The sequence below is a fragment of the Flavobacterium tiangeerense genome (genome assembly GCF_007830355.1).
GTDB lineage: Bacteria > Bacteroidota > Bacteroidia > Flavobacteriales > Flavobacteriaceae > Flavobacterium > Flavobacterium tiangeerense.
The window spans coordinates 170,780-185,062 of record NZ_VLKO01000009.1 but is presented as its reverse complement, the minus strand read 5'-3'; the positions used below and the strand labels follow the sequence as shown (position 1 = coordinate 185,062).

The 14,283-nt window shown below is 34.7% G+C and carries 8 protein-coding genes; all 8 read right to left on the bottom strand.

All coding sequences use genetic code 11. The features are described 5' to 3' along the window. Positions 1–57: 57 nt before the first annotated feature. Positions 58–3,030 carry a protein translocase subunit SecDF gene (gene secDF / locus IQ05_RS12060; RefSeq protein WP_144893302.1) on the bottom strand — a complete coding sequence of 991 codons (2,973 nt, stop codon included), beginning with the start codon at positions 3,028–3,030 and terminating at the stop codon, positions 58–60. A 229-nt stretch (positions 3,031–3,259) separates the two neighbouring features. Continuing rightward, positions 3,260–4,192, bottom strand: coding sequence for a malate dehydrogenase (mdh, locus tag IQ05_RS12055; protein ID WP_144893300.1), 933 nt, complete (start codon positions 4,190–4,192; stop codon positions 3,260–3,262). A 71-nt stretch (positions 4,193–4,263) separates the two neighbouring features. Further along, positions 4,264–6,207 carry a DNA topoisomerase (ATP-hydrolyzing) subunit B gene (gene gyrB, locus IQ05_RS12050; protein WP_144893298.1) on the bottom strand — a complete coding sequence of 648 codons (1,944 nt, stop codon included), beginning with the start codon at positions 6,205–6,207 and terminating at the stop codon, positions 4,264–4,266. A 263-nt stretch (positions 6,208–6,470) separates the two neighbouring features. Continuing rightward, a complete protein-coding gene (gene asnB, locus IQ05_RS12045; RefSeq protein WP_144893296.1) occupies positions 6,471–8,072 on the bottom strand; it encodes an asparagine synthase B in 1,602 nt (533 codons plus the stop codon). Positions 8,073–8,262: 190 nt separating this feature from the next. Then, entirely contained in the window at positions 8,263–9,888 is a 1,626-nt protein-coding gene (locus IQ05_RS12040) for an amidohydrolase (protein ID WP_144893294.1), read from the bottom strand. Between the two features lie 156 nt (positions 9,889–10,044). Then, positions 10,045–11,721, bottom strand: coding sequence for an asparagine synthase B (gene asnB / locus IQ05_RS12035; protein WP_144893292.1), 1,677 nt, complete (start codon positions 11,719–11,721; stop codon positions 10,045–10,047). 190 nt (positions 11,722–11,911) lie between these two features. Then, the gene (locus IQ05_RS12030; protein WP_144893290.1) at positions 11,912–12,361 is read right to left on the bottom strand and encodes a hypothetical protein; all 450 of its coding nucleotides are present in this window, start codon (positions 12,359–12,361) and stop codon (positions 11,912–11,914) included. Between the two features lie 115 nt (positions 12,362–12,476). Continuing rightward, complete coding sequence (locus IQ05_RS12025; protein ID WP_244289569.1) at positions 12,477–14,264, bottom strand: TonB-dependent receptor; 1,788 nt, start codon at positions 14,262–14,264, stop codon at positions 12,477–12,479. Between the last annotated feature and the right edge of the window lie 19 nt (positions 14,265–14,283).

Sequence of the window (14,283 nt, the reverse complement as noted above, 5' to 3'; positions counted from 1 at the left end):
CAAAAAAAGGTTCAACTTACGTTGAACCTTTTTTTTTAATAGCAATACTACTATAAATTATTCTGCAGCATGTTCTTTTTCAATTGTGCTTTTATCCTCTTTAGTAAAAGTATCTACTACAACTGGGGTAGCAATAAATAAAGATGAATATGTACCCACAATAATACCTACTAACATTGCAAAAATAAATCCTCTGATTGACTCACCTCCAAAAAGGAACATAGTCAATAGTACTAAAATCATTGTCAATGAAGTATTTAAAGTTCTTGATAAAGTAGTGTTAATCGATGCATTTACAATACTCTCAAAACTTCCTTTTCTTTTTCCTAAAATAAACTCTCTAATTCTGTCAAATACAATTACCGTATCATTCATTGAATACCCAATTACAGTAAGAATAGCAGCAATAAAGTGTTGGTCCATTTCCATGTGGAAAGGCATGAATTTGTAACATAAAGAGTAAATTCCTAATACAAAGATAACGTCATGCGCTACGGCTGCAATCGCACCTAATGAATACTGCCACTTACGGAAAGAGATCATAAGGTATAAAAAGATAACTGCAAGAGCACCTAAAACAGCCCAGTAAGAATTTGTTTTGATGTCCTCAGAGATAGAAGCACCAACTTTAGAAGCTTGTAACACTCCAACTTTCTTACCGTCAAAAGTATTGGTAAATTTATCATAAGATGTGTTGGGAAAATACTTAGCTAGTGCATTGTATAATTTTTCATTTACCTCTTTATCTACTGCAATACCATCTTCTTTAATTTTATACTTAGTAGTGATTTTCAATTGATCATCATCACCTAGAACTTTAGCTTCTACTGGAGTACCAAATGCCGTTGATAATTCTTCTGAAACTACAGAAGCATCTATTGATTTTTCAAATTTAACTTGAAAAGTTCTACCTCCCACAAAATCAACTCCTTGATCTAAACCATTAACAAAGAAAATAGAAATCAAACTTACAACTACAACAACTGAAGAGAAGATGTAAGTAAATTTTTTGATTTTGATAAAGTCATAGTTAAAGTTTGTAAACCAATTTTTAGTCATATTGGTACAGAACGTTAAATCAGCTTTTCCAGCTATATTTTTATCAATAAAAATTCTTGCAATAAAAATTGATGTAAATAATGATGTCGCTATACCTATAAGTAATGTTAATGCAAAACCTTTAATTGGACCTGTTCCAAAAATAAACAAGATCGCACCAGTTAATACGTGTGTAACGTTTGCATCAATGATAGAACGCATTGCACCATGCCATCCGTAGGCCGAAGATACAGCCTCTGATAAAGATTTACCATCACGTAATTCCTCTTTAGCCCTTTCGTATATAATGATGTTCGCATCTACCGCTGTACCCAAAGTCAATACAATACCTGCAATACCTGGCAATGTTAATACAAAACCAAAACTTGCCATAATACCGAACAAAAACAATAAGTTTAATAATAAGGCTAAGTTAGCATACCAACCTGCTTTTCCGTAGTAAAAAACCATCCAGAAACAAACTAGTAAAAATCCAATGATTGATGATGTCAATCCAGCGTCAATAGAAGCCTGACCTAATGAAGGACCTACTACAGTTGACTGAATAATATCAGCCGAAGCTGGTAATTTACCCGCATTAAGTACGTTAGCTAAATCCTTAGTTTCTGTTACGTCAAATGCACCAGAAATTTCAGATCTTCCACCTGAAATAGGTCCACTAGTTACTCCTGGAGCAGAATACACTACATTATCTAAAACAATGGCTATATTACTTTTTTGAGTAAATGCTCTACCTGTTAATTCTTCCCAACCTTTAGCACCTTGAGAATTCATTTGCATTGAAACAGCAGGTTTTCCTAACTGATCAAAAGTATCTTTTGCATCCGTTACAACAGCGCCAACCATTGCTGGGTTGTTATCTCTGTTACCGCGTAAAGCGTATAATTCTACTACTTCAATTTGCTTTTGCTTATCATCAGTAATATTAAGAGGTTTACCCCAAACAAATTTAGCGTAAGTCAATGTTGCAGGTAATAAAATTTTTATATCCTGTCTTTTAAAATACGTATTAATAGTAGCAGTATCTTTAGGAGAAAACAAACCTAAAACCGGCCCGCCTCCTTGACTTACTATTTTATCAAACAAAGGATTTTGTCCTTTTTTTGCAGCTGTTGAATCTTTTGTATCAGTTAATAACGCGCTCAATGAATCTTTTACAACTGGCTTTACAACATTTGTTTTGATTTCAGTTTTTTTCAATGCTTCATTAGCAGCCATTAAGAAATTACCAACTTCTTCAATTTTGTACGTTTCCCAAAATTCAAGTTGTGCTTTACCTCCTAATAATTTTTTAATTCTATCAACATCCTTAGCCCCAGGAAGTTCCACAAGAATTCTTCCTGTTTCTCCTAATTTTTGAATGTTAGGTTGCGTTACTCCAAATTTGTCAATACGCTCTCTTAGTACTTTAAAAGCACTTTCAATAGATTCGTCTACTTTTCTCTTGATAACTTTTTGAACCTCAGCATCAGTCATTTGAAAACTCACACCACCTTCACCTTGCAAAGATCTGTTTGCAAAAATATCTGGAGAAGCTAATTTTACAGTTCCTTTTGAATTGGCATCAAAAGCCTCGTAAAATTTATCTAAATATGTTTTGTTTCCTTCAAAATTAGCCGAAGCATCAGCTAGCGACTTATTAAAGACTGGGTTTTTAGAGTTGTTTGATAAACCTCTCAAAACATCTTTGATAGAAATTTGAAGAATTACGTTAATTCCTCCTTCTAAGTCAAGACCTTTGTTGATTTGTTTGTTTTTTACTTCATCATATGTAAAATCAGTAAATCCAAGGTTTAATATTTTTTCTTTACCAATAGAATCTAAATATTTCAACTCTTTATCAGGATTATCTCCTGCAAAAACTTTAGCATCACTTTTGATGTTATTGGCCAAAAAAGTGAAAGAAAGTTGGTAAATACTTACCAATGCAAATAGAATTGCGAAAAATTTAATAAGTCCTTTATTCTGCATTATTACTAAAAATTAATTATTTTATATTATAATTTCAACTTAAGCATTGAAAATCAGTTTTTTAATTATTACAAACAAGAAAAAAAATAGATTTTATACCGTAGTATTTTTTTTAAACCGAGCAAATATATAATTAAGGTTATGATTAACCAATTTATTTATTGATTAATATCAAGAAAAAGACTGCTGTGCAACTAGCAGTCTTTGAATTCTTATATATTTGATATTTCTATAAAATGTCCTTTAAGGCATCGTTCATTTGTCGCACAGCATCAGCGCTTTTGGCAAACAAAGCCTTTTCAGAATCATTTAATTCAATATTCAGAATTTCTTCTACACCATTTTTACCAATGATACACGGTACACCGATACAAATATCTTCTTGACCATACTCACCTTCAACAAAAACGGAACACGCAATCATTTTCTTTTGATCGTTCAAAATACTATCTACTAGAAAAGCAACAGAAGCTCCTGGTGCGTACCAAGCTGAAGTACCTAGTAAACCTGTCAGCGTAGCTCCACCCACCATTGTATCAGCAGCCACTTTCTGCAACTCTTCTTCTGATAAAAATTGAGATACGGGTATCCCATTATAAGAAGCCAATCGTGTTAATGGAATCATGGTTGTATCTCCATGCCCACCGATAACCATTGCTGAAATATCATTTGCTGGCTTGTCTAATGCTAGAGACAAATACGTTCTAAAGCGAGAACTATCCAAAGCCCCACCCATTCCTATAATTCTATTTTTTGGTAATCCTGTAGATTTCAATGCCAAGTAAGTCATTGTATCCATAGGATTTGAAACTACAACTATTATGGTATCTGGAGAATGTTTCAATACATTTTCAGCAACCGTTTTCACAATTCCTGCATTTATACCTATTAACTCCTCGCGTGTCATACCTGGCTTTCTTGGTATTCCAGATGTAATTACCACTACATCACTTCCAGCAGTTTTTGCATAATCATTTGTAACGCCAGACACTTTGGTATTAAAACCTGTATTTGTTGCACATTGCATAATATCGAGCGCTTTACCTTCGGCAAAACCTTCTTTTATGTCCAGCAAAACTACTTCGCTAGCAATTCCTCTATAAGAAATCACATCAGCACATGTCGCACCTACATTTCCTGCGCCTACAATGGTAACTTTCATATTATTAAGTTTATTCGGTTAATTGTTATTTTGGTTATTTAATGTTTATTGGTTTCTATTGTATTTTAAAATTAAGCATCAATATTAGCATACACTGCATTTTTCTCTATAAATTCTCTTCTTGGAGGAACCTCATCACCCATTAACATAGAAAAAACTCTATCTGCTTCGGCTAAACTGTCAATAGTTACCTGACGTAATGTTCTAAAGCTTGGATCCATAGTCGTTTCCCACAATTGCTCTGCATTCATTTCTCCAAGACCTTTATAACGTTGAATTCCTGCGCTTCCGCCCATTCTTTCATTCGCCTGATCGCGTTGTACATCGTTCCAAGCATATTCCTTTTTATTTCCTTTTTTAACTAAATATAAAGGTGGTGCTGCAATGTATACGTGACCTTCCTCTATTAACTCTTTCATAAAACGGAAGAAAAACGTTAAGATTAGCGTAGAAATGTGACTACCATCGACATCGGCATCACACATAATAATAACTTTGTGGTAACGTAACTTTGATATATTTAATGCTTTACTGTCTTCTTCGGTTCCAATTGTAACACCAAGTGCTGTAAAAATGTTTCGGATCTCTTCGTTTTCAAAAACTTTGTGATGCATTGCTTTTTCTACGTTCAAAATTTTACCACGTAATGGCAAAATTGCTTGAAAGGCGCGATCACGTCCTTGCTTGGCGGTTCCACCTGCCGAATCTCCCTCGACAAGATATACTTCACATTTTGCAGGATCTTGTTCAGAACAGTCTGAAAGTTTACCTGGCAATCCGCCTCCACCCATTACAGTTTTACGCTGTACCATTTCACGAGCTTTTTTAGCTGCGTGACGGGCTTGAGCTGCAAGTATTACTTTTTGAACTATTATTCGAGCATCATTTGGATTTTCTTCCAAATAATTTTCAATCATTTCACTCACCGCTTGACTTACTGGAGAAACAACTTCTCTGTTTCCAAGTTTCGTTTTAGTCTGACCCTCAAACTGTGGTTCAGCAACCTTAACAGAAATAATTGCCGTAAGACCTTCACGGAAATCATCACCAGAAATATCAAACTTTAATTTATCTAACATTCCAGATGCATCAGCATATTTTTTCAAAGATCGTGTTAGACCCGTTCTAAAACCTTGCAAGTGCGTTCCACCTTCATGCGTATTGATATTATTTACGTATGAAAAAATATTTTCGGTATAACTGGTGTTATAAATCAAAGCCACCTCAACTGGAATTTCTCCCTTTTCGTGGTCCATTGATATTACATGCGCAATAATAGGTTCTCTATTACCATCTAAATAACGGATATATTCTTTTAATCCTTCATCTGAATGAAAAACTTCAGAAACAAAATTCCCATCTTTATCTAATTCTCTTTTATCAGTAAAAGTGATTGTAATTCCTTTATTCAAGAAAGACAATTCACGCATACGTGCCGAAAGTGTATCATAAGAATACTCAATAGTTTGAGTAAAAATAGTTGGATCTGGGTAAAAAGTTACAATCGTACCTCTCTTTGTCGTTTCTCCAATTTGTTTTACTGGATATAACGCTTTCCCTTTTTCGTATTCTTGCTCGTATATTTTACCGTCACTGCTATGAACAGTTGCTCTTAAATGGTTTGATAATGCATTTACTACAGATACACCCACACCGTGTAAACCTCCAGATACTTTATAAGAATCTTTATCGAATTTTCCTCCTGCACCAATTTTTGTCATTACAACTTCAAGCGCAGATACACCTTCTTTTTTGTGAATACCAACAGGAATTCCACGACCATTATCTTCAACAGAAATCGAACCATCTTCGTTGATATCTACCCTAATGGTATCGCAATGGCCACCCATAGCCTCATCAATAGAGTTATCTACTACTTCATATACCAAGTGGTGCAAACCTCTTACACCTACATCACCTATATACATTGATGGACGCATCCTTACGTGCTCCATTCCCTCTAATGCTTGAATACTATCCGCTGAATAATTGTCCTTCTTGATTTCTTCGCTCATATCTTTATTCTAAAAATGTAATTTTTGTATAACACGCAAATATATAAAAACGCAAATTATATTACCGTTAAAATCAGTTTTAAAGGCTTTAAGTTATTAACATTTGTTTATAAAAATAGATTGAAAAATGGGTCGTCTCACTCATTCCGTATGAATCACAAAATAAAAAATTAGGAAGCACAAAAAAAGACTTTCAAAATCCACTGTTTATAGGTGGTTTTGAAAATCTTTCAAGATAAAATAATGAATATCGTATTTAAAATTTACGCTATTCCAGCGTATGCTGATTCTTCGTGAGCAGCATTAGCCCTTCCACTAGGATCTAAATTTTCTTGCCACTTTGGAATCCACTTTCTTACTGTTTGGGCAGCGCTCAATTGCGGGAAATGCTTTTGAAAAATAGAACGATAAAGATAGGCTTCTTTTGTTGTAGGCGAATTATATGGAAAAGTTTTCGACGCTGTAGCCAATTGTTCATCAGATACTTGAGTTGCACAATAAGCAATTAATTCATCGACCCAACTGTAGCCTACTCCATCTGAAAATTGTTCTTTTTGCCTCCACAAGATTTCATCTGGCAAATAGGGATCGTCAGGAGTGTCAAATGCTTTTCGTAAAATATATTTTTCTTTACCCCTAAATGTTTTAGGTAGTTTTTGCTCTGGATTAATCCTAATTGCAAGATCCAAAAAAGCTTGATCTAAAAAAGGTAATCTAACTTCAAGACCATGAGCCATTGTTGCTTTATCAGCTCTCAACAAATCGGCAGTAAATATTTTTTGTACTCTCTCTATTGTTTCGCGTTGAAAATCAGCTACTGAAGGAGCATTTGCAAAATACAAATATCCTCCAAAAATTTCATCAGCACCTTCGCCAGATAAAACTACTTTAATCCCTTTTTCAACAATAACTTTAGACAAAAAATACATTGGAACACTTGCTCTTACTGAGATTACATCATATGTTTCTATTTGGTAAATTATTTGTTCAAGTAGTTCAATACCCTGCTCCACTGTAAAAAAAACCTCATGATGTTGCGTTCCTAAAAAATTAGCCACTTTCCTAGCAGCAACAATATCCAGAGCATTCTCATCTATTCCTATTGCAAAGGAGTGCAAGGGTTCTGATTTATTTTTAAGTAAACGAGAAGCTATTGCTGTTGTTAATGATGAATCTAAACCACCTGATAATAAAACCCCTAATGGAACATCTGCCATTAACCTTTTTTGAGTAGCAATAGTCAAACATTGACGGATTAATTGATAATCCACATCTTGGTATTCATTTACAAAATACTCATATTCTGGCTTGTAATATTTTACAAAACCTGTTTTTGCGGTATAATAATGTCCTGGCGGAAAAGTTGAAAAGGTTTTACATTGATCTGCAATTGCTTTCATTTCTGATGCAAAGTACATCCTGCCTCTTTCATCTAAACCATAATACAGGGGTTTCACACCCAAGGGATCTCTTGCTGCCATGTAATCATCACCATCAATGATTACAAAAGCAAAATCTCCGTCTAATTTATCACAAAAATTATATCCAAACTCTTCATAAAGATGCACAATAACTTCCGAATCTGATTGGGTACGAAATACATGGTTACTCAAATATTCTTGCTTTAATTCCAAGTAATTATATATTTCACCATTGTGAACCATGTAAGCAGTAGCTGTACCTTGAATAGGTTGTTTTCCTGAATGCAAGTCAATTATAGAAAGGCGCTCATGGCTTAAATAATGACCATTAGGCATGCCATACAAATCCCGTTCATCAGGTCCACGATGTGACATTCGACTAGAGAGATCTCTAACCAATTGCTCTTCTTTTCCTTTACCAATGATGGCCAATATTCCACACATACTTATTCTATTTAATTGTTAAACAAACGAGAACTGCAAATATGCATTTCCGACTACACATTTAAAACACAATCAACATCTTTAATTTCTAATTGAAAGTAAAAACAACACATTCAATTAAAAATGAAACAAAAAACCATTTCAATTTCTGATTTTAAAGATAAAATCAACTTATACTATACTTACTTTGTTATTTTACTTTTTGTCCTTTAATAAAAGTACTAATTGGTTTCATTTTGACCATCATGTTTTCTTTCACTTTCATTAAATCTTCGTCATAAATTACAAAATCAGCCCATTTGCCTACTTCTAAACTTCCTTTTTCTTTTTCTTCAAAATTAGAATAAGCAGCCCAGAGCGTCATTCCCCTCAAGGTTTCGGCACGCGATAGCGCATTTTCCATTTGAAAACCACCTTTAGGATAATCCTTAACATCTTTACGAGTTACGGCAGCATGAAAAGTAAGCATTGGGTTCACTTCCTCCACAGGAAAATCTGTTCCTAAAGCAACCGTCCCAGCTTTTTGAAGGAGTTTTTTGAAAGCATAAGCGTTTTTTAATCTTTGTTTTCCAAGGCGTTCTTCGGCCCAATACATATCTGATGTAGCGTGCGTGGGTTGAACAGATGGAATAATGCCAAATTTAAAATAATCAAAATCAGCCTCACGCAACACTTGAGCATGTTCTATTTTCCATCGTCTGTCTTTGGTTCCAGCCAATACCTCTTTGTAAATTTTTAAAATTACTGTATTTGCAGAATCACCAATAGCGTGTGTATTCAATTGAAAATTTGAATTCGCAATTTGTTTCGCAACCGATTTTAGTCCTACAACAGGCGCTAGTAGGGCTCCATATCGACCCGGCTTATCCGAATACGGTTTGTGCATGCAAGCGCCGCGCGAACCTAAAGCTCCATCACCATACATTTTAAAAGATCTTACATTAAGTTGATCTGTTTTGTAAATTCCTTTTTTAAGGTACATATCAATATTTTTTTGATTGGCCGTAACCATAGCATACACATTAAGCTTCATCAGTTTTGCTTTTTGTAAACTATCCATCAAGTGAATAATATCTGGATCAAGTCCAGCATCATTTACGGTTGTTAAACCATAATCAAACATTACTTTTTCAGCGTCTAATAAAGCTGCTATTTGAATTTTACGAGTTGGTTTAGGTATAATTTTAAAAATTAATTCCATCGGATTGTCTACTAAAATTCCTGTAGGCTCACCGTTTACAATTTCTATTTGACCACCTTCGGCATTCGTATCTTTTGTAATTCCTGCAAGCGCAAGAGCTTTACTGTTTACAATAATGGCGTGACTGTCTACTCGGTTTAAAACTACTGGAATATCAGGAAATGCAACATCAAGATCAGCCTTTGTTGGATATTTTTTTACGTCCCAATCGTTTTGGTCCCAACCATTACCAACAATAAATGCAGAATTTTTTTCTTTTTGAAAAGCTTTTAAACGACTTATGATGTCTGCCATACTCTTTGTTCCACGCAAATCAACCTCTTGTAAGCTCAATCCATAGGTGTAAAAATGGCAATGTGCATCTATTAATCCCGGATAAATGAACTTCCCATCAGCCTTTGTAATGTTTTTAGACTGGTATTTATTTTCAATATCAGTATCTGTCCCAATTGCAACAATTTTACCTTTATCAATTGCCATAGCGGTAGCTTTGTCAAAAGTGTTGTTTACGGTATAAATAGTAGCATCAGTAATTATGGCATCCACCATAATTTTTTTGTTTTGGTTACATGAAATTAAAAATAGTGTCGAAAAAAGTAAAGCAAAAGCTCTCATAAGTTATAATTTAGTCACGCTAATATAAAAAACTGTCCTGAAATAGAGCGCATTAATTTAGAATTAAAACCATTTTAAGGTTTAATGTTATTTTTATACATAAAAAAACGCACTCCTTTCGGGTGCGTTTCCTTTACTAATTATTAAACTATTTTGCTACACTTTTGCGTAAGCATCATCATGAACACTTGCTACAGCCCTACCCGATGGATCATTCATGTTCTTGAAAGCTTCATCCCACTCTAAAGCTATTTTAGTACTACATGCAACGCTGGCTTCTTGAGGTACACACAGTGCGGCAGCGTCACTAGGAAAATGGTCGTGAAAGATAGAACGATAGTAATATTCCTCTTTTGATGTTGGTGTTTGCAACGGAAACTTATATTTGGCATTTGCTAATTGTTCGTCAGAAACCTCAACGGCAACAACTTCTTTTAAAGTATCTATCCAGCTGTACCCTACACCATCACTAAATTGTTCTTTTTGCCTCCACGCTACACTTGGTGGCAACATATCTTCGAATGCTTTACGAACCACCCATTTCTCCATGGGATGCGCTGCATTGATCATTTTATCTTGCGGGTTGATGCGCATGGCCACATCCATGAATTCTTTGTCAAGGAAAGGAACACGTCCTTCGATTCCCCACGCGGCCAAACTCTTATTCGCACGCAAACAATCGTACATGTGCAGTTTACTTAGTTTACGCACATTCTCTTCGTGAAATTCCCTTGCATTTGGCGCTTTGTGAAAGTATAGATAGCCTCCAAAAAGTTCATCAGCTCCCTCACCAGAAAGTACCATTTTTATACCCATTGACTTAATAACTCTCGCCATCAACCACATAGGTGTTGATGCTCTAATGGTAGTTACATCATAAGTTTCTAAGTTGTAAATTACATCTTTGACCGCATCTAAACCTTCTTGAATCGTGAATTTAATTTCGTGATGAATGGTTCCTATATGGTTTGCTACAATTTGCGCTGCTGCAAGATCAGGAGAACCTTCTAATCCTACTGAAAATGAGTGTAATTGTGGATACCAAGCATCGGTAGTATCACCAGACTCAATGCGTTTTTGTGCAAATTTTTTGGCTACAGCCGAAGTTATAGAGGAATCTAACCCGCCAGAAAGTAAAACACCATAAGGTACATCACTCATTAATTGTCTGTGAACGGCTGCTTCTAATGCTACTTTTATATCCTGAATGTTTGTTTCGTTATCTTTTACAGCATCATAATCAGTCCAATCTCTTTTATACCATTGTACAAATTCGCCATCTTTACTCGTCATATAATGTCCAGGAGGAAATAATTGAATTTTTGTACAATATCCTTCTAAAGCTTTCAATTCAGAAGCAACATAAAACGTACCGTGCTCATCCCAACCGATGTACAAAGGAATAATTCCCATGTGATCCCTTGCAATGAAGTATTCATCCTTCTCTACATCATAAATGGCAAAGCCAAAAATTCCGTTCATTTCATCTATAAAATGAGGTCCTTTTTCTTTGTAAAGTGCCAAAATAACTTCGCAATCACTTTCTGTTTGAAAATTATACTTGCCTTCAAATTGCTTGCGCAATGCTCTATGGTTGTAAATCTCACCATTGGCAGCTAAGATAAGCTGTTTGTCTTCGCTAAATAAAGGTTGTTTTCCCGATGCTGGATCCACAATTGCTAAACGTTCATGCGATAAAATGGCTTTTTCGTTGCTGAAAATTCCACTCCAGTCTGGTCCACGATGCCGAATTATTTTTGACATTTCTAAAACCTTAGGTCTTAAAACTTCTGCTTTTTGTTTCAGGTCGAACGCACATACTATTCCACACATAATGCTATATTTTATAAATGAATTTATTTATTTTGATAAAGCAAAGATGCAATTATAGTTTCATCTGTAAAACACAAAGCCGATATCCAGTTACATATTTAAACTAAAAATAACTAAATACTGCAAAACACCAATTAAAATCTAAATAAAAAACAGACTCTACTTGTAAAGTGTAAATAGCACAAAATTTTTATTGAATTGATTGAATGATATACTTTGAACCATTAATCTCAAAAGTAAATCCTTCTTGGTTTCCCATTAACTTCGAGCCCAATGGTGATTGCGGAGAAAGTGCAATTACATTGATACCATCAACAGCAATTTTAGGAAGTGCTGCACTTACATACAAATAAATACCATTGGCTTTGACCAAGCTTCCCACAATAATAGTTTGAGCACTTGTAGTGGAGTCAATTTTATCTAAAATGGCTTTTTGACCCAATACTTCTTTCAATTTATGATTGAGTTTTTCTTGCTCAAGGTGCATCATCGACAAAGCCGTTTCGTGTTTATCGCCTGCTGAACCTTTGGCATCATTTTTAGAATCTTCAGTAAGTGCCGTGATCATGTCTTTGAAGACATCTATACGGTCTTGAACCAACTGTAAATAATGAGTGTGGATTTTTTGTTTGAAAGTCATAATTTAAAATTTAACCACAAAGTTCACAAAGAAAGCGCAATGTTCACAAAGTATTTTAATTATATTTTCTGTGGTCTCTGTGCATTCGTTTGAACCGTGTGCTTCGGTAAAAAAATTAAAAATCAAACTTATAATTGGCTCCCACTAAAAATTGAAAACCTTGCACTGGGAAATTCAACCATTTTTGATAGTTGTTATTGGTTAGATTGTTTAATTTTATAAAACCCGTTAATTGCTCATTGTATTTATAACCCACATTTGCATTCACATCAAAATATCCTTCTAATATAATCGGAGTAGTTGATGGTAAAAAAGTAGTGCTGTTTTGAAGATCTTTACGTTCTCCTACATAAAATACATTTGCGCCAGCATACCATTTCTCTGTGATATCCACGTCAAGATTTGCTTTAATCTGAATTGCTGGTAAGTTCCAAGCCTCTTGTTGAAAATCATTTGTAAAACTGCTAAAGCTTCCGTTTATTCCAAAAGAAACATCCTTTGAAAAATCAGCTTTAAGTTCTCCGAAAAAACGAAGGGTACGCATATCATCATACACCACTTGAAATGAGTTCCCAAAACCATAGTTCATATTTGTGCCGCTCTCACTATAATCATTGCTTTTAAACAAAGCCTTGTTGCGCTCATTGTTATACGAACCTCTCAAGGTATAACTCACAGTATTGCTCAACTTTCCTTTAAGACCTGCGTAGATTTCATATTGATTATCGGTAGGGTTAATCAACAAGGTAGGAGACAAAAATGAGTTTTCGGTCACAAAATCTTGATAGGAATTTTGGTTTAAATTCCCTTCGGCACCAGCATAAAATATCATCAAATCGCCCACCACTTTGTAAGACGCATTAAATTTTGGATAGATATATAAAGAGCTATTGCTGTTTTTGGTATCCAAACTATAATAAATAGTAGCACCAAGATTTAAAGTCCAATCTTTCTCTTGCATCACAAAACTTGGCGAGAGTCCAAAATTTGCAAAACCATAATCAATAGCTGCTGTATTGCTGTTATTAGTGACAAAATTTCCGCCTACATAATCCACAATAACATCTGTTTTTACAGCATAATCCATTACTTGAAGTTCAAGTGTGGGCTTTACCACAAAACGATTTTCGGCTGATTTATAAAGATCCGTAAATCTATTAAATTTGAGAGTAGCCTTATCTAATATTCCCTCGGTAAGCACTACGTTTCCTGAGAAAGACAAAGTATTGTACGCTTGTTTAGGATCTATACTAGCAAGTAAAACTCCTTTATCAGAATTAGTTAAGGAATTTCCAAAATTTAAAGGCAACCCATACCAATTGTAGACTTGGTTATTGTAACCCAAATCAAGATTATACGAAAGCGTTTTTTGATTTGAACCGTACATAATATCGAATGCTGTATCATAAAAACTATTATCTAAATCTATCGTGTTAATCCCGCCTTGCGAGGAGTGGTGCCTGAACATTCCACCCACATAATCAGTAGCATTTAAATCATGATTCACAAACAGTTCTCCTACAAGTGTTCCATAATTACCCGCACCAAATGTGGCATAATTTTTAAAAACATGAGGTTGTTTTTCCTTTTCAACTCCTTGTGCTTTTCCCTTTGAAGGTGTAAAAGTTGATGCTACTGGAAATGAAAAAATAGCATATTTAACCGTTTCTTTTTTCGAATTACCCACTTCCTCAAGTTCAGGAACTTCTTTGACTTTAAAGGCATCTGAAATTTTAGGAGTAAATGGCTTGACTACGTTTACCGTTTCTGTCCCTATTTGCTCTTTTTTTTGTGACCAAGAAATTGGAATTATACCCATAAACAAAAAGCCCAATACTAACGGCTTTAAAATTCCGATTTTGCTATGATTCTGTACGTTTATAATGGATGGATTCAATGTCATTTCTATTGTGTTTACTTCT